Genomic DNA, 21,563 nt, shown 5'->3' on the forward strand with positions numbered 1-21,563 from the left:
ATTAGGAATAGCGCGACAGCAGTTCGCCCAAGTCGCGCAGCAGATCATTGACGCGACGAATATCTTCCTGAAGTTGCTCAGGGTTGGCCGCATCAAGTTTGATCACGGTTTCAAACACGAGCGATAGATCGAGGATGACGGCAGGTGGTTTCATAGGGTTCACAAAACGGTAAGATGACAGGGCAAAGCGGGGCGATCGAGTTGCGATCGCACTCAATTCGCAAACAGCAAAGCAGCGATCGCTTACAACAAAGCGAAAGCAACCAGTTATCAAACAGGTGAAAATGACTGCAATGGTGAGAAACTAAGTAAGGACAATCAGCGACAAGCAATCAGTTGAAATCGTCTGTCTTATCCTTCTTTAACTTGAAGTGTACCTCTAGTGATTTCGCTTGTCAAGAGGTCTACTTCTAGCAGTGTGCTTCATGTCTGAAGAACCAGGAGAACTTGTATCGCCGCTAAAACTCCTACGCCTGAAAGCGAATTTGACTCAGGCCGATTTAGCAGCGCGAATTCCTGATAAAGCTGGAAGTAAAACGCTTTCGGCAAGGGCGATCAGCGCATGGGAAAGAGGTGAGTATCAGCCAGAACTGACAATCCCACAGGTCAAAGCACTCTGCAAAGCGCTAGGAGTCACCCTAGATGAATTGCCGGACGATATGCGACCAACAAATATTTGAGCAAGGCTAGCTCTCATCGCTTAGAGCAAACTGCGAATTGGCCTCGATCATTAGCTAAAAGATGTTGACAAATAGTATCTTCTTCGTATGAAGCTCTAGCAGAAGATCGTAGTCTTTAGCAATACCAGTAGTTTTTTTCAGCTTGCTATCAAGCTTTTCTTCCTGCAAAATGGCATCTTTCAGTAATCCTTCCGTAATCCTCTGTACTCCATTCCAAATTTTGTGATCCATCATAAAAAATGTTGTTTTCTTTGGGTCGAAAAGAGGGTATTCTACCGTTTTATAAAAGTCGGGAATCAGTTGCTCAACTTGAGATACCTTAATCTGTACATAAGGCACTCTAACAAATTCAAAGTACTTTTCTACATACTCTGCTGAATCCTTTTCAGTACCTCGAAGTAACAACTTCAACGATTCATAAATGCTCTCGTAAGGAAAATCAGATGTGACTCCTTCCAAAAACATATTCAGCTTCCGAAATTGGATTGTCTGCGTCATCCTTCCATCCAAACTTGTTTTATATAGTTAACGAGCGATTCCATGCTGCTCAGCTTCTCAAGATTTTGAATTAATCTTTGCATGTCGACACGATCGTAGAAATTAATATCTACTTCTCCTGCATATGCAGCTCGAAACCTTTCTAGTTCTCGTCTTCCGGTATTGCTAATAAAATTCACGGGAAAAACATAGTAGTAGCCGCTTGGTCTTCCCTCCAACATCCATCTATCTTCAACGCCCATAATTGCGCTTTTTAGATACCCAACATCGATTTCGCCACCTGGATCAGTGTAGCTAGACTTACATTCCCAGACATAGCATCCATCTTTAAAGACTTTAGATTCCATGTGTCTCTGTCTCAGATTACTAACGGATCTTTTTGAAGTGAGCTTTCACTGTAATAGTTTTTCCAGATTGGAGTACCCTTGTATGCTCTCTAACGACAGTTATATTTCCTGCCAGCAACTCTTTAATCAGGTCGTTAGCTTCTTTGCTGTAGACAACAAAATCTGACCCTGGCTCATTGGAGCGTAGATTATCTTCATAATCCTCACCAGGAATCATGCCAGCTTGATCCATCAAATCTCCCAACATAGATTTGAAGTTTGCATCTACTACTTTTCCTTTCTCTGTAGCAGGCAGGCCGAGAAATTCAGGAATTGATTGTAGTGCCCGCAAGAAGGCATTCTTCACGGCTTGAATAGAATCATTAAGATGCCATTCCATTGAAATCAGCCTCCAAACTAAGGTGGATTCAAATATGTTTACAGTTAAATGTGCCCAGCAAAAGATTGGGTGTAACATTCTCTCTAAGCCATACCTAATGATACACAAGTAAAATTTCAATACCGGAGACTTATCCGTAAATTTACAAACTTGCGGGTGAGAATTCACACATCTGTTTCTGTGATAATACTGCTAGAAAACTGCAATCAAAAAACAGGGTGAGTCGAAACCCACCCCGTTCAAAAATCGATCGAAGCTCGATCGCGTCCTACAAATTAATACCGATAGCTGCTGCCGTTGTTGGCGCTTCCCGGTTTGTGGACGATGAAGCTCAGCACTTGGCACTGTTTGATATTGTCAAAACCGACCACGCGGATGTAGCAATCGCGGTACGAGTTGCGGCACTCGTTGACTTCGCCCAGCACTTCTTGAACGCCCGTTGCGTTAAACAGCGGCAGCTTCCACAGCGTCCAGTAGTAGACGGTCGGTTCCGAGGTTTCGTTGAACTCGACAGCCGGAATGTAGCCCTGATCGAGAATGTACTGCACCTGCTTGGCGATCTGCTGATCGCTCAAAGGCGGCAGGTAGGACAGGGTTTCGTAGCGGCGCTCTTTACGGAGAGTTTGCATGGTGTTGGATGAAAAGTAAGGTTATTCGGAAGGCGGATCGATCGCATCGGTGGAAGGTTCGATCGCGCCCATTTGCGTGATGCGTTCGAGATACTGGCGGCGATGATCGGCATTAGCCTGATCGATGCCCGTGCGAACCATTTCCGGCAGAAATTCGGTAATTTCCTGCGCCAGATGTGCCCGCACCGTCATCACTCGCAGCGCCAACCCTTGCTCAGCCTGCATGAGTTCCTGAAGATAGAGTTCTCCGTCCTGAATTTTTCCAGTGCTGGAGAAGCTATTGAGCCAAATTGCCAGCGGCGGATTCGTTTCGCTCAGTTGCGCCACGACCACGCGGACGGCTCGATAGGTCAGGTAGCTGATCAGCGTTTTGGCTGAGTCTTTCGCAATTTGCTTGAGATCCATCGATCGCGTCCGATGAGATGAAGGGTCAAAGGTGGAAGCGTGTTTATCCTCCACCTTTTGCCAAATTCACTCGGATCAGACGGTATCCATTGCTTCAAACTCGAACTTGATTTCCTTCCACAGTTCACAGGCAGCAGCCAGTTCCGGCGACCACTTGCAGGCTTCGCGGATCACGTCGTTGCCTTCGCGAGCCAGGTTGCGGCCTTCGTTACGAGCTTGGATGCAGGCTTCCAGCGCGACGCGGTTTGCGGTTGCACCGGGAGCATTGCCCCAGGGGTGGCCGAGCGTTCCGCCGCCGAATTGCAGGACGGAATCATCCCCGAAGATTTCCACCAGGGCGGGCATGTGCCAGACGTGAATACCACCGGATGCAACGGCCATCACTCCAGGCATCGAAGCCCAGTCTTGGGTGAAGTAGATGCCGCGAGCTGGATCTTTTTCAACGTAGTTTTCACGCAGGAGATCCACGAAGCCCATCGTGATGCCGCGTTCGCCTTCGAGCTTACCCACAACCGTTCCCGTGTGGATGTGGTCGCCGCCGGACATCCGCAGACACTTGGCGAGGACGCGGAAGTGCATTCCGTGATTCTTCTGGCGATCGATCACCGCGTGCATCGCACGGTGGATGTGCAGCAGCACGCCATTGGCGCGGCACCATTTCGCCAGGGTTGTGTTTGCCGTGAAGCCTGCCGTCAAGAAGTCATGCATGATGATCGGCATATTCAGTTCTTTGGCGAACTGTGCCCGCTCCAGCATATCTTCGCAGGTAGCAGCGGTGACGTTGAGGTAGTGGCCTTTGATTTCTCCGGTTTCGGCTTGTGCCTTGTGGATGGCGTCAGCCACGAAGAGGAAGCGATCGCGCCAGCGTTGGAACGGCTGCGAGTTGATGTTTTCGTCATCCTTGGTGAAGTCCAAACCGCCGCGCAGACATTCGTACACGGCGCGACCGTAGTTCTTCGCAGACAAACCGAGCTTCGGCTTGATCGTGCAGCCCAGGAGGGGACGACCATATTTATTGATCTTGTCGCGCTCCACCTGAATGCCGTGAGGGGGGCCTTGGAACGTCTTCAGGTAGGCGACGGGGATGCGGAGGTCTTCCAGACGCAGGGCGCGGAGGGCTTTGAAGCCGAACACGTTTCCGACGATCGAAGTCAGCATGTTCGTCACCGAGCCTTCCTCGAACAGATCCAGAGGATAGGCGATGTAGGCGATGAACTGACCGTCATCCGCGCCGCGCACAGGTTCGATGTCGTAGCAGCGGCCTTTGTAGCGATCGAGATCCGTCAGCAAGTCTGTCCAAACGGTTGTCCAGGTTCCGGTTGAAGACTCAGCGGCAACGGCGGCTCCGGCTTCTTCCGGGGGCACTCCGGGCTGAGGCGTGACGCGAAACGCAGCCAAAATATCGGTATCTTTGGGCGTGTAGTCCGGCGTGTAGTAGGTCAATTTATAGTCTTTGACCCCGGCCTGATACCCAGCTTTGGACTGAGTTCGTGTTTGAGAATAAGACATTGGTTTCCCTTCCTGTGAATCACTGAAAATCCGAACCTTCGGATCAAATCGAACCCTTTCTCACTTGCCAAAACTGACAAAGTGAGCATTGCATCTCAAGACACTACTTGCGACAACGAAATCGATCGGCTATAAACTTAGGGTTTGCGAAATTCGCGACTGGCGCGGCAAACGCAACGATTAGATCGCCCTCTCCGACGGGTTCATCAGTCATAGTATCAGGAATCGAACAGTCAAATTCGGCCAGAACTTTGAATGTTCTTTGTCCTTCTATAACTACCATTTATATTCCTTACAATTTTTTAATCTTGTGTTGAACTGTTGCTTTTTTATGCTTGTTCCTAAAGCATTGCTACGTTACTACACTAAAATGTGCATTATCTGATTTCAGATTTGTAAAGCTTTGTAAAGTCGCGTGTGCGATCGATGTAACCAGAAGTAGCCTACAAAAAATCCCTCTGTTTCGAGGGATTTTGGCGCTATTTGAGGCAAGCGGGCGGCTACTTTTCAATCTTCACCGAGAGAATTTTGTCGCCTTTGCGAATCGCATTGACCACATTCATATCCTGCGTCTGTCCGAACGTGGTGTGAACGCCGTCGAGGTGCGGTTGGGGCGAATGGCAGATGAAAAACTGACTGCCGCCCGTGTCGCGTCCAGCGTGTGCCATTGACAGCGTTCCGGCTTTGTGCTTGTTTGAGTTGATTTCGCACTTGATCGTGTAGCCGGGGCCACCTGTGCCCGTGCCTTTCGGACAGCCGCCCTGAATCATAAAGTTGGGGATGACGCGATGGAAAACCAAGCCGTCATAGAAGCCTTTTTCAGCCAAATCAACAAAATTCTTCACAGTGGCAGGCGCGTCTTCGTCAAACAAATCGAGATTAATTGTGCCTTTCTCGGTTTCCATAATGGCGCGAGTCATGAAGCTACCTCAGCAAATCGACATTTCTTAAAGGACAAGGGAAGCAAATCGCTCCCGTCGATTCACCTTACCCTAAAGTCGATTCGCCCTGCCGAATTTTCTGCGAATTGCCGATCGAAAACGCTGCTTTTCGATCGAACCGCCACTGATTTTTCAACCGCAATTTATAGTTGAGATCAAAGAAAAACCACTTGAAGTCAGCGAGAGGACGATCGTGAAAGGACTGCAAGGCAAAACAGCACTGATTACTGGAGCTAGTTCCGGCATTGGTCAGGCGATCGCCATTCGCCTCGCTCAAGAAGGCTGCAACGTTGCCATCAACTACCGCAAAAGTGCACAAGAGGCCGAGGATACCGAAGCAATGGCGCTGCAAACTGCCTGCGGTCAAGCGGCAAACTGCGCTGTGAAAACGCTGCTGATTCAAGGCGATGTGTCCAAAGAAGCAGACATTCTTCGCATGGTGAACGAAACGATCGAAAAGTTTGGCAGCCTCGACATTTTGATTAACAATGCCGGAATTCAAACCGAAAGCGCCTCACACGAAGTTCCAACCGAGGAATTCGATCGCATTCTTGCGGTGAATCTGCGCGGTGCTTATTTGTGTGCCAGAGAAACTATCAAGCACTTGCTAGCCCAGCAGCGATCGGGCGTGATTATCAACATCTCCAGCGTGCATGAAGTGATTCCACGTCCGATGTATATCAGCTATTCCATCAGTAAAGGCGGCATGGGAAATCTAACGAAAACGCTCGCTTTGGAATACGCTAATCGCGGCATTCGCGTCAATGCGATCGCCCCTGGCGCAACGATAACGCCGATCAACGAGAGTTGGACAGAAGACCCCAAACAACAAGCAATTGTTGAGAGCCATATCCCAATGGGACGCGCTGGAACATCCGAAGAAATGGCGGCAGCGGTTGCGTTTTTAGCGTCGGATGAAGCGGCCTACATCACCGGACAAACGCTGTACATTGATGGTGGCTTAACGCTGTATGCCGACTTTCGTGAAGCCTGGTCAGCCTAGATTCAAAACTGGACTTCGAGTTTTTTGTTGTTCCTACCAACGCATTAGCAGCTAAAACGAACTAAACCTTTCAAACTAACCTATTTGAATGGGTTTGAGCTTTCAGCCAGAAATTGATTTCACGGCTTTTGCCTCAATCCTGTTCCAAAACTGGAACATACCTGCCACGCCACGAAGCGCGATAAGTGTAGCTTGTCATCCTTTCGACTTCTGTTTGCGGTATTCCATCTTGCGGCAGGACGGGCGGCAGTGGTGTGGTTTGCCGACACTCTCGCATTACGGATGCATCTAAATATTCCAAGTTGCCGTTCGCGTCATATGATACGCTCGCAACATCCAGCGTTCCGCGACCCCATTGCTGACAGCCTAACTGACCATGAGCAGGGTCTGAATAAAGCTGGCGCGAGTAAACGATCGCCTCATTGCCGGATGCTGATATCTCCTCGCTGAACGAATAAACTCCTGGCCTTAACCTGCCGCTTGGCAGAGTAAGCTGAACTTCTGCCACATTGCCTCTGGCAGGCGCAGCTTGACAGGCTCTAGCGTCTTCTGGTGCACAAGGAGTGGAAATGCTGGAGATTTGAAAGAGATAGGTCACTGCATCACCTTGATCGATCAAGGTGAGGTCAAGTGTGCCGTTGCTGGAGGTGACCAATTCGGTGTATTGCTCTAGATCGATCGAGCTTGAAGGTGAATTGATTTGAGATTGAAAATTGAATTCTTCTGCCTTAAATTGCACGGTTGGCCGTTGATAATTTGACGGAGGTGATGAGGGCTGCTCGTGGTTTTGCGGTTCAACGTGAGGATTCATTCCATTTTCGTTTTGTGGGGAAGAAACTTCTTGCGTTGCTGATTTGAGGACACCAAGTAAGGCGATCGAAAGCGCTGCAAGGCAACCAATTATCAAAGATTTTTTCAGGCGATTGCTCTTCATCCAACTTCTCTCCTTGTGCGTTGTGACCAAGCTATTTGAACTAACTTTCATTCTCTACGGCTACCAATTGGATGAGAACACAAGTCAGATCTGTAGACTGCGGGGGCACGGTGTTGCCATGCCCTGACGCAGATCTGCCTAAGCCCATTCCTCTAGTAGCTCAACTTGCTGTGAGCATTGCTGACCTTATGCAATGGTGAAATCGCGAGAGATAACGACGTTGGTGTTGTCCTTGATGATTCCGATGCGGTCTTTGCCAGTGGCACTGTGGAAGTAGATTTCGGTGTCTTGCGCTGCCGAGCCAATGACATTTTTGAACTCCAGGCTGTACTGGCTGAGGCTTCCTGTGACTTGAATCCAGTCTGCGCTTGCATCCCAATCTTCAATGACAGCGTAGCCATCGCCTGACTCGACGTAGGAAACACCCCAACTGCCGCCCAAGATGAACCGATCGCCTCCTGCGCCACCCACAAGCGTGTCAAACTGCGACAGGTCGTTGGTTACAGTACCGTAACCGTTGAGGTAATCGACGCCTGCACCGCCTACTAGGTAATCGTTGCCGCCGCCGCCAATCAAGTCGTCGTTACCGTCGCCTGCGTAGATCGTGTCATTGCCATCGCCACTGTTGATGGAGTCATTGCCGCCACTGCTGCTGATGGTGTTGCTGGCCGTTGTGCCAACGATCGTGTCATTGCCATTGCCAGTCGAGATGTTCTCAAAGTTGAGGATGTCTTCGGTGTAGAAGCCAGCAAATACGGCCTGTCCGGTTGCCAGGTTGTATGTGCCGCCGCCGTTCCAGAAGGTGTAGTTAACCGTGTCAACGCCCGATCCACCATCCATGTAGTCGTCACCGCTACCGCCGCTGATGCTGTCGTTTCCGCCTGATCCCAATAGACTGTCGTTGCCATCATCGCCGTAGTAAACTTCGTCGCCCGTATAGCCGTAAATGTAGTCATTGCCTGCGCCACCGTAGAAGGTGTCATTTCCGGAAGAGGTAATGTTGAGGTAGTCGTCGCCATTTCCCAAGTAAACTACATCGTTGCCGTTGCCTCCATCCACGCGATCGTTGCCGTCGCCTGCGTAGATCGTGTCATTGCCATCGCCACTGTTGATGGAGTCGTTGCCGCCGCTGCTGCTGATGGTGTTGCTGGCCGTTGTGCCAACGATCGTGTCGTTGCCATTGCCAGTCGAGATGTTCTCAAAGTTGAGGATGTCTTCGGTGTAGAAGCCAGCAAATACGGCTTGTCCGGTTGCTAGGTTGTATGTGCCGCCGCCGTTCCAGAAGGTGTAGTCAACCGTGTCGATGCCCGATCCGCCATCCATGTAGTCGTCGCCGCTACCGCCGCTGATGTTGTCGTTTCCTGCATTGCCGTACAGCGCGTTGTTGGCAGCGTTCCCCTTGAGCGTATCGTTGCCCGAACCACCTTTGGCGTTTTCAATTAGCGATCGCGCATCTCCTTTGTACTGCAAGGCATTGAACACGTGACCTCGCGCATATCGACCATCGCCCAAGTAAGACCGCTGGAAGTTTCCGCCCACATTCAGGTCAGACCAGCCACCCGGACTGAGATCAACCGATAAATTGGTGGTGTAGTTTGAAAAGTCATAAGTATCAATTCCGTTGCCGTCCCAAATGGTGCGGAACACGCGATTAGCACCTGGAGCGCCAGCGCCTGGAGCGCCCTGCCCGACTCCATTGATTGCCATTTCTCCGGTCGTTGTCGAGAAGGTGTAGGTTGTGTTGCCCGCGTTGGCACCAAACCAAGCGCCATACATCTCCTGAATTGCTCGGATGTCATACATCATCAGCGATTGGGCATATCCCCAGGCTTCATTGGTGTAGCCCCCCGATGTGCTAGCACCGACATAGGAACGGTAGCTCATGATCGAAAACTCCATTGAGTCGCGATCGGCACTCATGGCAATGTTGCCTGGCCCGCCTGTCTCGTGAGCATGTTTGAGGCCGAGGGCATGGCCGAGTTCATGTCCAACCGTGTGATAGGCATAGTTGCCGATTTGCGGATTGTTGTATGCCGGATCGGTGGCTGTTCCCCGCTTGAACCAGACATCACCGCCTTGCACCGTGTTTTCAGGGTAATAAGCAAAGGCAGTTCCCGGTACGCTTGACATTGCCATGCGAATCGTGGCATCGCGATCGCTTGTGCCCGTCAGTTCAACAGGAGCAAGATTAGAAACGTTGTAGTACTCGCCGCCCGTACCGATCCATTCGCGGGCAACGGCTCGCTGAGTTGCGTTGAGGGTTTGAAAGTTGGTGGCATGAGCAGCGCGATCGGGATAGCCAGATTCATAGTCACTGATGCTGTCTGTGAAGCTAAAGGTGACTGAATTCGTGTTCCACTTCGCGCCAGATAGTAAACCGTCGATGTTGCGATCGCCTGTGGCGGCGACGGTTGCGGTCGGTGTCGTTCCACCAAAGGCCGGAAGCGGCTGTGTGAGCGGCAGCGATCGAGAAATCTGAAGAGGCTGTACACCAAATAAGTTGGGGTTCGTGACCATTGCGAAAGCTCCTGGTGAAGTGATTTGAGCAGTTTGTCTCTGCTAATCGGTCAGGAGTTGGGTAAGGCGTTATGCATCAGTTAACGTAACTTTACAAGCAAGCCGAGAATCGACGGTTTTCGTTCAGTAGCAGAAGCCGTGAACTCAAGTTCCGGCTGAAAGCGCAAACTCACATTTGCTTCGTTATCTGCATTGTCGTCCGAATATGTACCTACAGCTTGACATTGCGAATCGAATAATCCAGCAACCGCATTGGATGCAAAATTGGCACCGTTTGATTTTGCTCGCGCAGATGCTTTTGAATTTGCAGTGAACAGCCTGGATTTGATGAAGCAATTAGCGTTGCGCCTGTTGCCAGCAAATTTTGAATCTTCTGGCGTCCGAGTTCTTCGGCAACATCGGGCTGAAGCATGTTGTAGACTCCTGCACTGCCACAGCACAAGGCGGCATCGATCGGTTCTTTCAGCTTCACACCCGGAATTTTGCGTAGCAACTGGCGCGGCTGAAGGCTGATCTTTTGACCGTGCAGCAGATGGCAAGCATCTTGATACACGATCGTCAGCGGCGCATCTTGCAAAGGATGCAGCGGCGCGGTGAATTCGATCGCCGCCAGAAATTCCTGCACGTCCTTCACCTTGGCAACAAACGCCTTGGCGCGATCGCGATATTGCGGGTCATCCTGCAACATGTGGTCATATTCTTTCAGCGTGTGCCCACAGCCCGCCGCATTGATGATGATCGCGTCCACATCCGTCTTCTCGAAGCTGTCGATCATCTGACGAGCGAGCGCTTGCGCCTGAGCGGTTTGCCCCTGATGCTGCGGCAGTGCCGAACAGCAGCCTTGCTCGGATGGAATCACAACTTCACAGCCGTTCGCCGTCAGCACGCGCACCGTTGCTTCATTCACTTCCGAGAAGAAGAGCCGCTGCACGCAGCCCAAAATCACGCCGACCCGATAGCGCTTTTCGCCTTGAGCCGGAACGATCGTCGGGGGCGGAGCGGCAAACGCCTTGGCCGTAATGTTCGGCAAAATCGATTCCATTGCCGCCAGCCGAGGCGAAATTTTTTGCAGCATTGGCAAAGAGCGCACCACACCCTGCAAACCAGATTTTTGATAGAGCCACAGCGGAATCAGCAGTGCCCGCAGGCGATCGGGATAGGGAAACATCGAGAAAATGAGCTGGCGAAACAGTCGATCGCCCAGGTTTCGCTGCACGTTGCGCTCGACTTGCGGACGAGTCGCGGCGATGAGCTTGTCGTACTGCACACCAGATGGACAAGCGGTGACGCAGGCTAAACAGCCCAAGCAGGAATCGAAATGCTGTGACGTGCTGGGAATGAGCGGTGCTTCCTGCTCGTTGATCGCGTCCATCAGGTAAATCCGGCCTCTGGGCGAATCGGTTTCCTTGCCGATGACGCGATAGCTCGGACAGGTCGAAAGGCAAAATCCGCAGTGGACGCAGCTATCGATCAGCTTTGGGTCAGGCGGGCGATCGGCGTCAAAGCCTTGCGTGAAGGAGAGTTCGGGCGTTGCAGGGATGGAATCGGGAGTGAGGTTGGCGGTCATGGGGAATGGGGTGTCGGGTATCGGCAAAATTGGGTTAGATACCGCCGACGAAGCGGCCAGGGCTGAAGAGGGAGTGCGGGTCGAATTGCTGTTTGAGCTTGTGCATGATGGGGAGGGCGTTGCCAACATTGCCCCACAGGTCGAACTGCTGTTTGAGGGCGATCGACCCGCTCAAAACCGTGAGAAATCCGCCGCTAGCTTCACAGCGCGATCGCACTTTGCCCAGTTGAGCGCTAGAGAGGTCGGCAAATCGCAGCATTCCCAGGCCGCTACTGGCGTGGATGAATCCCAAGGGTGCGATCGCTCGAAGGTTATCGAGCAGGGCAACGGCTTCAGCGGGTAATACTCCTATTTTGCAAGCGATCGCGCTGTCTTGACCGAAAGCCGTTACTTGTTCTCGTAATGCTCGCCATAGAGCGGCTTCGTCTGCTTCGATCGCCTGTGCGTCTAAACCGATCGCCGCGCCGACCTTCATCAAGCTGGTCACCTGTTCGCGAACGCTAATTTCGATGCTGCCAAATCGCGCCAGCAGCCCAAAGCCCTCACCAAGATTCAAGGCGGTAACGGTCGCAGGCGGCAGTAGATCGGCAGCGATCGGCGTTAGCGATGAGCGAATCAAGGTTTGAGTGGCTTGCGCGATGCCATCTGCGGTTCCGGTTAAAACGACGGTACGCAACGCATCCGCGATCGGATAGATCCGCAACGTCACCTGAGCGATCGCGGCCAGCGTTCCCCACGATCCGGTCATCAGCTTCATCAAGTCGTAACCTGCCACGTTCTTGACGACGCGCCCACCCGCCTTTGCCAGTTGCCCGTCCGATCGCACCAAATCCACGCCAATCAGCAAATCGCGCACACCGCCATAGCGCTGCCGCAGCGATCCGGCATCGGCAGTTGCCACAATGCCGCCCAGCGTGGCCGCGTCGGGAAAGGCCGGATCGATCGGCAAAAACTGCCCTTGCTGCGCCAAAACTGCTTGCAGATCGGCCAGCCGCATTCCCGCCTCTGCCGTGACCGTGAGATCGCCGACCGCGTGTTCGATCAGGCGATTTAGGCGGGCGGTGCTGATGGCGAACCGCACCTGCTGCGCCAAGCCGCCCCAGTGCAGTTTGCTCAAGCTGCCGCACAGCAAAAAAGGAACGCGATCGCGTTCTGCCCAGGCAACCACCTCAGCCAAAGCTGCAACTGTTTCCGGGTAAACGACGCACTCCACTTGCGTATTCGGCGTGACGGCAGCGCGAAGCTGCTGTTGGGATTGGGCAGACAGCGATTCCCAAGCGGAAATTTTGCTCGCTGAAACGATCGACTCAAGCTGCTGCGCGATCCCGCTCATGACCTTGCTGAAATTCGGCTGATCTCAATCTATCAGGAGTCGATCTTTGCGTCTGCACCGTTCAGGCTGTTGCCACCGATCGCGATCGCCTGCCTCAGCCTTCAAGATCAGCGAACAGAAGAACGGGGTGCGGCGCTTTCTGCCTTTGCCGAATCATGGGACGAGGCGATGTAGCAGCGGATGCGATCGAAGCTTTGCGCTAACCGCTGCAACAAGGCTTCACAAGGCTGCTGCTCCAGGGCTTGCTGCTCTAGCTCCAGGGCTTGCTGCTCTAGCTGTTTAGCGCCGACGCTGGCGCTACAGCCTTTGATGTAGTGCGCTTCTTGTGCTGCTCCTAAATAATCTTGGGCAGCAATGCAGCTTTGAAGCTGTTCGATGCGCGGGGGCAAGGTACGCAGCAGCATTTGCAGCAATTCTTGCTCGAAGACTTCGTTGTCCGACGAAACGTGATGCAGATAGCTCCAGTCAATCAGCGGTGTTTCTGGCTCGATCGCCGCGTCGCGCAAGCTGACTGGCACTTCCACAGGAGGCACTTCAATCTGGAGATGTTGGCTCCAGTGGGCAAGCTTGGCGGCGAGGTCTTCCTTCGTAACAGGTTTGCTGATGTAGTCGTCCATGCCCACCTGCAAACAGCGATCGCGGTCTTCCTTTAGCGCGTTGGCGGTCATGGCGATGATGATCGGCTGCGGATAAGCCTGGAGGCGAATTTGCTGCGTGGTGTTGTAGCCGTCCAAAATCGGCATCTGACAGTCCATCAGCACGATGTCATAGCGAATCTGGCTGAGCAAATCAAGGACTTCCGCGCCATTAGCTGCCACATCCGCCACATAGCCCAGATGCTTAAGCTGATTGAGCGCGACTTTCTGATTGATCTGGCTGTCTTCTGCCAGCAGAATTTTGAGGCGGGTTGCTTCAGCAGGCACAGCGGCAGAGCGCATGGAAGAATGAGGCGATCGCGCTGACTCATGAGACTGCGGCGGATACATGACGCTGAGCAGACAGTCAAATAGGCGTGACTGGCGCACAGGCTTGACCAGATAGGCCGCAAAACCCTGCGGATCAAGCTGCGGCAGTCCAGGCGCACAAGTGGAAGTGAGCATGACCAGCCGAGTATGGCTTAGACGCGCATCGGCTTTAATCTGCTGGGCGAGCATTTCGCCATTGATGTCGGGCATCTGCATATCGAGAATGGCGATGTCATATGGCTGACCGAGGCTGGCTTGTGCCTGTAGCCGCTCCAGCGCGATCGCAGCATTGGTCGCTTCATCCACCTGCATTCCCCAGGCGATCGCTTGATGGCAAACAATTTTGCGATTGGTGGCGCTGTCGTCCACCACAAGCAGCCGCACGCCTTGGAGGTCAGCCGCCGTCGATGCCTGTCGCGCCTGCTTCTCAAACGTGACGGTGAACCAGAAGGTCGCACCTTTTCCTTCAGCGCTGTCCACTCCGATCGCTCCGCCCATGCGCTCCACGAGTTGCCGACAAATTGCCAGTCCCAACCCCGTACCGCCAAATTCGCGCGTGGTGGAAGCGTCTACCTGCGTGAACGGCTGAAATAAGCGCTGCTGCTGAGCAGGCGAAATGCCAATTCCCGTGTCGGCAACCGTGCAGCGAAATTGAGCATGAGTGGCAGTTTCGGCCTCTAAGCCCAAGCGAATCACGACTTCACCTTCTGAGGTGAATTTAATTGCGTTGCTGACCAAATTGGTGAGAACTTGGCGCAGACGGCTGAAGTCGCCGCGCAGCGATCGCGGCAGGTGCGGTTCGATCAGCGTTGCGAGTTCCAGCCCTTTGCTGTGGGCAGACGCGGCCAGCAGTTCTGCGACTTCTTCAACGCAGTTGCCAATGTCAAAATCGAGAATTTCCAGTTCCATCTCGCCTGCTTCCAGCTTGGAAAAGTCGAGAATTTCATTAATCAGCGTCAGCAAAGCATCTCCGCTCAGGCGAATCGTTTCAGCAAAATCGCGCTGGCGATCGTCCAGATGCGTATCGAGCAGCAATCCGGTCATGCCCAGCACGGCGTTCATTGGCGTGCGAATTTCGTGGCTCATCGTTGCCAAAAATGCGCTTTTGGTTTGCGTGGCGCGTTCGGCTTCTTGACGGGCGCGATCGAGTGCTTGGTTTTGAGAAACGAGCTGCTGGCGCTGCTGTTTTTCCTGCATCAGCAATCGCGCCTGAGCGAGGGCAATGCCAACTTGGTTCGCAAGCTGACTGAGCAAGTCAATTTCAAACTGGTGCCAGTGGCGGGGTGCACTGCACTGATGCGCGACCAGCAACCCCCAAAGCTGCTGGCTTTCGAGAATCGGCACGACCAGATCGGCCTGCACTTCAAAGCGCTCTAGCAGTTGACGATGACACTCGCTCAAATTGGCCTGAGCAACGTTGTCGATCGCTTTTGTCCGTCCCTGCTGGTACTGCTGCCAGCGACCGTCTTGAAAGCAGGTGTCGTGGATGTCTGCGCCCAGCGAAGGCGTCCAGCCTGCGTCTACCGACTCGACGGCGACCGTTCCGCCCCAAGTTGGATCGAAGCGGTAGATGATGACGCGATCGGCCTGAAGCAGCTTGCGTACTTCGGTGACGGTCGTGCTGAGAATTTCTTGAAGATCAAGCGACTGACGAATCCGCAGCGTAATCGCCGCCAGCAGTTCCGATCGCTCATGCTGTCCGCGCAGTTCGGCTTCCGTCCGCTTGCGCTCGATGAACTGACCAATCTGCTGCCCGATCGCCGTCATCATCTCCAGCAGATCCGGATCGGGCTGGCGCAGCGTGCGACTGAAAAATGTAATCACGCCGAGCGTTTCGCTGCTGCCCAAAATTGGAAAGCCCACGCCTTCTTGCAAATCCAGCTTGGCGGCAGCATCCGCACGGCGATCGTCCGCATGTTCGAGCACGTTTCGCAGCCACAGCGGATGGCGCTCGCGCCACACCTGTCCAGCAATGCCCTGACCCGGAGCAACGCGAATCCGACGAGAAACCTGATCAAATTCTTCGGCCTCCAGAACCGGAGACGCCCAAATTTCTGTCATTTGCAGCTTGCCCAGCTTCGGCTCGATCTGCCAAAGTTCGCCAATTTCCCAGTCCAGACTTTCACACAACGCCTGCAACAAACTCGGCGCGGCAGCTTCGAGCGTTTCCGCTTCGGCAAGAACCTGAGCGATCGCATACTGCGCGGCCAACCGCTGTTCGACGCGACGGCGCTCGGTGATGTCAATGCCTGTGCCGATGATGTATTCGATGCTGCGCTCGGCATCCACCAGGGCAGTGCTGGCCCAGGCAATCAGGCGAGTTTGGTTCGATCGCGTCCGCCAGCGATTTTCGTGCGTGCTGGGAAAATTGCCGCTTTGCAAATCTGCAAACGCCGCCTTTGCCATTTCCACCTCGCTGGGCGGAACAAAGACTTCCCACACGTACTTATTCCGAACTTCCTCAAACGTGTAGCCCGTTGTTTGTTCGCAGTCGCGGTTAAAGCGGACGATGCGTCCCTGCGGGTCGAGCACAATCACCAGAGCCGCGATCGTGTCGAGCACTGCTGCGGTAAAGTCGCGCTCTTGCTCCAGCACAATTTCGCTGCGGCGACGCTTGGTGATTTCGCCACGCACAATATAGAACACCGCCAGCAAAATCACAAAATCCAGCAGCAGACCGCCGCCCAGCTTTAGGGCAACCACCCCTGCCGCTCGGCGCACATCCAGTTCCCACTGGCGCAACACCTGCGCTTCTTCCTTCTCAATTCGATCGATCGATGTGCGAATCGCGCGATCGTCGCGCATCGTTTCTGCGCTGGCGATCGCATTGAGAGCCGCAGTGGAACTTGTTTGCCGCAAAATCACTAGGCGCTGCGTTTGAGTCAGTTCCGTTTCGATCGCCTGCTCGATGATGAGCAGATACGGACGAGCGTTGCGGCGATTTTGGAGCTGCTTCAGGTTTTCTCCCAGCGCATCAATCTGACTGTAGATCCTGTCGAGGTCGGCGGCTTGGCCGGAAACAGCGTAGCGATACTGATTCAGTTCAATGCCGTCGAGTTCGCTTAAAATTCGACCGAGGTGTCCCAGCGTTTCTTGCTGCTCAATCACGGCACTGGTCGATCGCGACAACTGCGAAACGCTTTGATGCGACAGCCAGCCGACCGTTGCCAAACTCGCCGCCGCCAAGCCAAAGCAAGCCGCCATCTTCAGCAAAAAGCCGCTGTGTCGTCGCCGTTTGATTTTGCGCTCGACCACAGTGCGCTCTAGATCGGCCAGATTCCGTCGCAGTTCAAGCTGCCGAATCACCTGATCGGCCAGCGTTTTCAGCGCGCTGATCTGGTCAGCATCAAGCTGGCGCGGCACATGATCGATGACGCACAAGCTGCCTAATGCCGCTCCCTCAGATGTGATCAGCGGCACGCCTGCATAAAAGCGGACATGCGGTTCGCCGCGCACCAAGGGATTATCGGCAAAGCGATCGTCCGCAAACGCATCGGGAACAATCAAAATATCGGTCTGCAAAATTGTGTGAGCGCAAAAGGCAAAATTGCGATGCGTTTCTGGCGTGGCAAGCCCCACTTTTGCCTTGAACCACTGCCGTTCGGCATCGATCAGGCTCACCAGCGCGATCGGCGTTTGTGCAATATAGGCGGCCAAGCGAGCAATATCGTCAAATGCCTTTTCTGGCGCAGTGTTGAGAATTTTGCACTCGTTGAGAACTTCGAGTCTTCGCGCTTCATTCGCAGGTAGAGGCGGCTTGAGCATCAATTCCTCCCGAAATCGCGTCCGTCGCGAATGCTGTTTGCTCCATCACACTATTGCCTAGTCTAAAGTTTCAAAAATTATTCTGTCCTTGTTTTACCCAGGCTTGCAGAAAAATTTAAGGAAGCGATCGCCTAATAATTCTCTTAAACTGATTGAATCGTTCGCGCTTCATAAATTGCAGGTGATACTTTGCTAGACGAACAAGCGAAAAAAACAATGTTGCGGAAAATTCCGCACGGACTGTATGTCTGCGGCGTCAAAGATGGCGAAGAAGTCAACGGCTTCACGGCAAGCTGGGTAATGCAGGCATCGTTTACGCCGCCCCTTGTTGTGAACTGCGTCAAGCGCGACTCTGGATCGCACGCAATGATTCAATCAAGTCAGGTGTTTGCGCTGAGCGTGTTGGCAGCAGATCAAAAAGCGATCGCCCAAAATTTCTTCAAGCCTCAGCGTCGCGTCGGCAACAAGTTTGAAGACGTGGAATTCTATCTGGGTGAAACCGGATGCCCAATTATTTCGGAATCGCTGGGCTATGTTGAGTGTCGCGTCGTCGGTTCGGTTGAACAAGGCGATCACACTGTTTTTGTCGGCGAAGTGATTGCAGCGGGCGTTCACAAGGAAGGCGATCCGCTGTTGCTGGAAAAAACAGGCTGGCAGTACGGCGGCTAACGCCATCTCACTCATGCAAGGTCAAGCAGCCGATCGCCCAGTTGTCTGACCTTGCGGCTTTTGATTCAATTGATTCTGCACTGATGCCACTGATTAAAGTTCAAACCTCGATCGAACCGGATCAAACGGCGATCGCCACGCTGCTGAAACGATTGTCCGCGAGTTTAGCCAAACACACAGGGAAGCCCGAAGCCTACGTGATGACGGCATTTGAGCCAAATAGGTCAATGACGTTTGGTGGCACGTTTGACCCGACCTGCTACATCGAAGTGAAAAGCGTGGGCACAATGACTCCAACGCAAACCCAAGCGATGAGCCGAGAATTTTGCGACACGATCGCTTCAACGCTGGGCGTCCCGATCGATCGCACCTACATCGAATTTAACGATGCAAAAGGCAGCATGTGGGGCTGGAACGGCTCGACGTTCTAGCGAGATATCAGCAGATTGGCTGCCTGCATCTCAGCGATCTGGACGATTGAATCATTCTTTCGATATGGCTGACTGAGACGGGTAGCCCTGATAGAATACTGGTTTCCAGCGATCGCTCGATTTCTTCAGGGAGCCGCTATGACCTACCAGCCCGCTAAGCCGCGTCACATTGTTCTCACTTCACATCCATCTCGGTTTGGTCGCAAACCCATCGCCATCAATTGGGGAGCCGCCAATCCGATCGATCGCGGCCCAATCATCGCTACACTCACCAACTCCGAACATCGCAACGTCATCGGCACACATTCCGGTTCTTACGCCGTCTATCGCGCTTTGGCGGTTGCCAGCGGCGTACTCGAAGCCGGACATCGCGCCGACTTGACCAATACTTCGCCTGCCGAAGCGATCGGCCCACATCCAAGCTGGTCTGATCCCGACAAAATTGTTTCACTCGATCCGTTTGGGGCACTGGTTGGCGAAGCGTTCAACTCGTTTTTTGAGCGCGGCTACGACATTCGCCCCACGATCGCCGTCACCAAAGCCCACATCAACATGCCGGAGCTGCAAGATGCGATCGCCAAAGGTCGCCTGCGCGAAGACGGCGTGATTATGAAGGCGGGCGGCGATTTGGTCGTTACCAAGGCGGCGATCGAACCCGTTTGGTATCTACCTGGAATCGCCAAACGGCTCGGCGTAGACGAAGGCGAACTGCGCTACACGCTGTTTGAACAAACCGGAGGGATGTTTCCCGAACTTGTCACCCGTCCGGATCTGCATGTGTTTCTACCGCCGATCGGCGGCATCACGGTTTACATGGTCGGCGACTTGTCGGCCATCACCGATTCCACAAAGCCGCTGGCCGTGCGCGTGCATGACGAATGCAACGGCTCAGACGTATTCGGCTCAGACATTTGCACCTGTCGTCCGTATCTAGTTCACGGCATCGAAGCCTGTGTGGAAACGGCGCAGGAAGGCGGCGCAGGCATCATCATCTACTTCCGCAAAGAAGGCCGCGCCTTGGGCGAAGTCACAAAATTCTTGGTCTACAACGCCCGCAAACGGCAGGAAGGCGGCGATCGCGCCGATGCCTACTTTGCCCGGACTGAATGCGTCGCCGGAGTGCAGGATATGCGCTTCCAAGAATTGATGCCCGATGTGATGCACTGGCTGGGAATCACGCGGATCGATCGCTTCATTTCCATGAGCGATATGAAATATGGCGCGATCGTCAACTCCGGCATCGAAATCATCGATCGCGTTCCGATCCCCGACGAACTGATTCCCGCTGATGCCCGTGTCGAAATCGAAGCGAAAAAAGCCGCAGGCTATTACACCGATGGCGTCGTTCCTGATGCGGCAATGCTGGCGCAAACGCAGGGACGCAGCTTGATGGAGTAGGCAGTCGGTGAGTCGATGGGTGAGGAGTGGAGTGAGGATCTTCACTCCTCACAAAGCGATCGATGCTGTGCTGACGCAAAAAAACGCAGCCTTCGCGGGGAAGACTGCGATCGATGAAGCATGACTTGCTGTTCAGCATACCATGAATTTAGTACATTTGTTCTAAAAATTTGGCTTTAGCGCAGCCCAAACGGAAATTTTTTCGGTTCAACGGATGCGCTTTTTTTCGGCTTCATGTTGGCGATCGCATCTGCCGCCGCCTGATTGAGCAATCGTTGAATCTCATCAGGCGCAGGATCGGCACTGGCAGCGGTTCGCGGCTTATTTGTCCATCCGCACTTGATGCACACCTGTCGCCCCGAACTTTTCAGCGGTGCATTCAGCTTGTGGTCGCAGCGCGGACAGCGATCGACTTCGACGGGTGCGGCAGGCGCAGGTCGATCCGGGTTTGGGACGCCACCATTGACGGCTGAGGCTGCGGACGCTTGAGCAGACGTTTGAAGTAGGCGATCGACTTCGGCCTGAAGTTCTGCAACTTGAGCAGGCAGCGCTTCGAGGGCAGTGAGGCGATCGGCAAGCTGTGCCCAATCAGAAGAGGGTTCTGATTGCAGCGACAAAAATTCGAGACCGCGCCGCAAAGCATAAACCAAAATTTCAGATTGAGGCTGTTCGAGTTCGCGGCTGAGGCGGGCGATCGAGGCAACAATCTCGATCGGCAAATGCAGCGTGACAACTTTGGTAGAAGGCTTCGGGTCAGTCATGGCAGCTTGAAAGTCACTGCTTCGACGCTAGCACGCAGAAAAAAGATGAGGGTAGAAAAACTTTCCTACCCTCATTCTGGCGGCTGGCTAGGCAGCAACAAGCTGTTCGATCGCCTCATGCGCCTGCTGCAAATATTTCTGGCGCGTTTCCTCGCTCGTGTTGACGCCGTCTGCGTTGACGAACTGAATGTCTGTGATGCCGATGAAGCCAAAGATCGATCGAATATACGGCGTGTGGAAGTCGTATGCAGCCATCGGCGAATCCGGGGGAAACTCATTGCCGCGAGCGCCAAATACGAGCATTCGCTTTCCGTGTACCAAGCCTTGATAGCCGTTTTCGTTGACCGCAAAAGTGCGCCCGACGCGAACAATCTGGTCAATGTAGGCTTTGAGCGTTGAGGGAACCGTGAGGTTATACATCGGTACGCCAAAGACCAGCAGATCGGCGGCGAACAGTTCATCAATTAGTTCGTCGGAAACTTGCAAGGCGGCTTTGAGATCGGGCGAAAGCTGGTCAGGCGGCGAAAACGAAGCAGCAATCCAAGGCTCATCGACATGGGGAACAGGCTGATGGCCTAGATCGCGGTAGGTCACGGTGTCGTCAGGATGAGCCGCTTGCCACTGGTCAACAAAGGTTTTAGTGAGACTGCGCGAAATCGATCGATCTCCGCGCGGGCTAGAGTCGATGTGCAAAATGTGAGTCATGGATTCTCCTTGGACAGCGAAAGTTGTTAAAAAACTTTAAGACGCTGCTTGAAATCCTAGAAGGAACTCGTTTGGAAAAACAAGTAGGTACTTGAAAGTAAGTAACGTCGCTGTCTGACTCTTTCGA

At 53.3% G+C, this 21,563-nt stretch carries 20 protein-coding genes; 5 read left to right on the plus strand and 15 right to left on the minus strand.

What is annotated here, in order from left to right; all coding sequences use genetic code 11:
• Position 1: 1 nt before the first annotated feature.
• Positions 2–154 carry a hypothetical protein gene (locus H6F67_RS02355; protein WP_190762941.1) on the minus strand — a complete coding sequence of 51 codons (153 nt, stop codon included), beginning with the start codon at positions 152–154 and terminating at the stop codon, positions 2–4.
• Between the two features lie 271 nt (positions 155–425).
• Between H6F67_RS02355 and H6F67_RS02360 the strand changes: the two genes are divergently transcribed.
• Positions 426–680 carry a helix-turn-helix transcriptional regulator gene (locus H6F67_RS02360; protein ID WP_190762943.1) on the plus strand — a complete coding sequence of 85 codons (255 nt, stop codon included), beginning with the start codon at positions 426–428 and terminating at the stop codon, positions 678–680.
• A 54-nt stretch (positions 681–734) separates the two neighbouring features.
• On the opposite strand, the gene H6F67_RS02365 is transcribed toward H6F67_RS02360, so the two are convergent.
• From H6F67_RS02365 to H6F67_RS02395, 7 genes are all read right to left on the minus strand, one after another.
• Positions 735–1,178, minus strand: coding sequence for a hypothetical protein (locus tag H6F67_RS02365; protein ID WP_190762945.1), 444 nt, complete (start codon positions 1,176–1,178; stop codon positions 735–737).
• Positions 1,175–1,525, minus strand: a complete 351-nt coding sequence (locus H6F67_RS02370; RefSeq protein WP_190762947.1) for a hypothetical protein — start codon at positions 1,523–1,525, stop codon at positions 1,175–1,177. The genes H6F67_RS02365 and H6F67_RS02370 overlap by 4 nt, the downstream gene beginning before the upstream one ends.
• Before the next feature lie 19 nt (positions 1,526–1,544).
• Positions 1,545–1,904 carry a hypothetical protein gene (locus H6F67_RS02375; protein WP_190762949.1) on the minus strand — a complete coding sequence of 120 codons (360 nt, stop codon included), beginning with the start codon at positions 1,902–1,904 and terminating at the stop codon, positions 1,545–1,547.
• Positions 1,905–2,179: 275 nt separating this feature from the next.
• Entirely contained in the window at positions 2,180–2,533 is a 354-nt protein-coding gene (locus tag H6F67_RS02380; RefSeq protein ID WP_190762950.1) for a ribulose bisphosphate carboxylase small subunit, read from the minus strand.
• Between the two features lie 21 nt (positions 2,534–2,554).
• Positions 2,555–2,938 (minus strand): RuBisCO chaperone RbcX, encoded by a 384-nt coding sequence (gene rcbX, locus H6F67_RS02385; RefSeq protein WP_190763034.1) that lies wholly within the window; start codon positions 2,936–2,938, stop codon positions 2,555–2,557.
• 75 nt (positions 2,939–3,013) lie between these two features.
• Positions 3,014–4,447 (minus strand): form I ribulose bisphosphate carboxylase large subunit, encoded by a 1,434-nt coding sequence (locus H6F67_RS02390; protein WP_190762952.1) that lies wholly within the window; start codon positions 4,445–4,447, stop codon positions 3,014–3,016.
• A gap of 500 nt (positions 4,448–4,947) precedes the next feature.
• A complete protein-coding gene (locus tag H6F67_RS02395; RefSeq protein WP_190762954.1) occupies positions 4,948–5,367 on the minus strand; it encodes a peptidylprolyl isomerase in 420 nt (139 codons plus the stop codon).
• A 214-nt stretch (positions 5,368–5,581) separates the two neighbouring features.
• Between H6F67_RS02395 and H6F67_RS02400 the strand changes: the two genes are divergently transcribed.
• Complete coding sequence (locus tag H6F67_RS02400; protein ID WP_190762956.1) at positions 5,582–6,391, plus strand: glucose 1-dehydrogenase; 810 nt, start codon at positions 5,582–5,584, stop codon at positions 6,389–6,391.
• Positions 6,392–6,524: 133 nt separating this feature from the next.
• On the opposite strand, the gene H6F67_RS02405 is transcribed toward H6F67_RS02400, so the two are convergent.
• From H6F67_RS02405 to H6F67_RS02425, 5 genes are all read right to left on the minus strand, one after another.
• Positions 6,525–7,202: a hypothetical protein gene (locus H6F67_RS02405; RefSeq protein ID WP_190762958.1), complete on the minus strand. Its 678-nt coding sequence runs from the start codon at positions 7,200–7,202 to the stop codon at positions 6,525–6,527.
• Positions 7,203–7,511: 309 nt separating this feature from the next.
• On the minus strand, positions 7,512–9,842 hold the full coding sequence (locus tag H6F67_RS02410; protein WP_190762960.1) for a M10 family metallopeptidase: 2,331 nt from the start codon (positions 9,840–9,842) through the stop codon (positions 7,512–7,514).
• A gap of 211 nt (positions 9,843–10,053) precedes the next feature.
• Positions 10,054–11,409: a (Fe-S)-binding protein gene (locus H6F67_RS02415; protein WP_190762961.1), complete on the minus strand. Its 1,356-nt coding sequence runs from the start codon at positions 11,407–11,409 to the stop codon at positions 10,054–10,056.
• 34 nt (positions 11,410–11,443) lie between these two features.
• Positions 11,444–12,742, minus strand: coding sequence for an FAD-binding oxidoreductase (locus tag H6F67_RS02420; protein ID WP_190762963.1), 1,299 nt, complete (start codon positions 12,740–12,742; stop codon positions 11,444–11,446).
• A 107-nt stretch (positions 12,743–12,849) separates the two neighbouring features.
• Positions 12,850–17,472 (minus strand): GAF domain-containing protein, encoded by a 4,623-nt coding sequence (locus tag H6F67_RS02425; protein WP_190762965.1) that lies wholly within the window; start codon positions 17,470–17,472, stop codon positions 12,850–12,852.
• A 189-nt stretch (positions 17,473–17,661) separates the two neighbouring features.
• On the opposite strand from H6F67_RS02425, the gene H6F67_RS02430 reads away from it, so the two are divergent.
• The 3 genes from H6F67_RS02430 (at position 17,662) to H6F67_RS02440 (ending at position 19,970) form a co-directional block, all read left to right on the plus strand.
• Positions 17,662–18,141: a flavin reductase family protein gene (locus H6F67_RS02430; protein ID WP_190762967.1), complete on the plus strand. Its 480-nt coding sequence runs from the start codon at positions 17,662–17,664 to the stop codon at positions 18,139–18,141.
• Positions 18,142–18,224: 83 nt separating this feature from the next.
• The gene (locus tag H6F67_RS02435; protein ID WP_190762969.1) at positions 18,225–18,572 is read left to right on the plus strand and encodes a phenylpyruvate tautomerase MIF-related protein; all 348 of its coding nucleotides are present in this window, start codon (positions 18,225–18,227) and stop codon (positions 18,570–18,572) included.
• A gap of 138 nt (positions 18,573–18,710) precedes the next feature.
• A complete protein-coding gene (locus H6F67_RS02440; protein WP_190762970.1) occupies positions 18,711–19,970 on the plus strand; it encodes a GTP cyclohydrolase II in 1,260 nt (419 codons plus the stop codon).
• 176 nt (positions 19,971–20,146) lie between these two features.
• On the opposite strand, the gene H6F67_RS02445 is transcribed toward H6F67_RS02440, so the two are convergent.
• Together H6F67_RS02445 and H6F67_RS02450 are read right to left on the minus strand one after the other, a co-directional pair.
• Positions 20,147–20,731 carry a hypothetical protein gene (locus tag H6F67_RS02445; RefSeq protein WP_190762972.1) on the minus strand — a complete coding sequence of 195 codons (585 nt, stop codon included), beginning with the start codon at positions 20,729–20,731 and terminating at the stop codon, positions 20,147–20,149.
• A gap of 87 nt (positions 20,732–20,818) precedes the next feature.
• Positions 20,819–21,436 (minus strand): FMN-dependent NADH-azoreductase, encoded by a 618-nt coding sequence (locus H6F67_RS02450; RefSeq protein ID WP_190762974.1) that lies wholly within the window; start codon positions 21,434–21,436, stop codon positions 20,819–20,821.
• Between the last annotated feature and the right edge of the window lie 127 nt (positions 21,437–21,563).

This window comes from Microcoleus sp. FACHB-1515 (genome assembly GCF_014696105.1).
Lineage (GTDB): Bacteria > Cyanobacteriota > Cyanobacteriia > Elainellales > Elainellaceae > JAAUTJ01.

Excerpts from the sequence above, each read along its gene's own strand:
- H6F67_RS02355 (WP_190762941.1), bottom strand. The coding sequence starts at position 154 with ATGAAACCACCTGCCGTCATCCTCGATCTATCGCTCGTGTTTGAAACC.
- H6F67_RS02360 (WP_190762943.1), top strand. The coding sequence starts at position 426 with ATGTCTGAAGAACCAGGAGAACTTGTATCGCCGCTAAAACTCCTACGC.
- H6F67_RS02365 (WP_190762945.1), bottom strand. The coding sequence starts at position 1,178 with ATGACGCAGACAATCCAATTTCGGAAGCTGAATATGTTTTTGGAAGGA.
- H6F67_RS02370 (WP_190762947.1), bottom strand. The coding sequence starts at position 1,525 with ATGGAATCTAAAGTCTTTAAAGATGGATGCTATGTCTGGGAATGTAAG.
- H6F67_RS02375 (WP_190762949.1), bottom strand. The coding sequence starts at position 1,904 with ATGGAATGGCATCTTAATGATTCTATTCAAGCCGTGAAGAATGCCTTC.
- H6F67_RS02380 (WP_190762950.1), bottom strand. The coding sequence starts at position 2,533 with ATGCAAACTCTCCGTAAAGAGCGCCGCTACGAAACCCTGTCCTACCTG.
- rcbX (WP_190763034.1), bottom strand. The coding sequence starts at position 2,938 with ATGGATCTCAAGCAAATTGCGAAAGACTCAGCCAAAACGCTGATCAGC.
- H6F67_RS02390 (WP_190762952.1), bottom strand. The coding sequence starts at position 4,447 with ATGTCTTATTCTCAAACACGAACTCAGTCCAAAGCTGGGTATCAGGCC.
- H6F67_RS02395 (WP_190762954.1), bottom strand. The coding sequence starts at position 5,367 with ATGACTCGCGCCATTATGGAAACCGAGAAAGGCACAATTAATCTCGAT.
- H6F67_RS02405 (WP_190762958.1), bottom strand. The coding sequence starts at position 7,202 with ATGAATCCTCACGTTGAACCGCAAAACCACGAGCAGCCCTCATCACCT.
- H6F67_RS02410 (WP_190762960.1), bottom strand. The coding sequence starts at position 9,842 with ATGGTCACGAACCCCAACTTATTTGGTGTACAGCCTCTTCAGATTTCT.
- H6F67_RS02415 (WP_190762961.1), bottom strand. The coding sequence starts at position 11,409 with ATGACCGCCAACCTCACTCCCGATTCCATCCCTGCAACGCCCGAACTC.
- H6F67_RS02420 (WP_190762963.1), bottom strand. The coding sequence starts at position 12,742 with ATGAGCGGGATCGCGCAGCAGCTTGAGTCGATCGTTTCAGCGAGCAAA.
- H6F67_RS02425 (WP_190762965.1), bottom strand. The coding sequence starts at position 17,472 with ATGCTCAAGCCGCCTCTACCTGCGAATGAAGCGCGAAGACTCGAAGTT.
- H6F67_RS02435 (WP_190762969.1), top strand. The coding sequence starts at position 18,225 with ATGCCACTGATTAAAGTTCAAACCTCGATCGAACCGGATCAAACGGCG.
- H6F67_RS02440 (WP_190762970.1), top strand. The coding sequence starts at position 18,711 with ATGACCTACCAGCCCGCTAAGCCGCGTCACATTGTTCTCACTTCACAT.
- H6F67_RS02445 (WP_190762972.1), bottom strand. The coding sequence starts at position 20,731 with ATGACTGACCCGAAGCCTTCTACCAAAGTTGTCACGCTGCATTTGCCG.
- H6F67_RS02450 (WP_190762974.1), bottom strand. The coding sequence starts at position 21,436 with ATGACTCACATTTTGCACATCGACTCTAGCCCGCGCGGAGATCGATCG.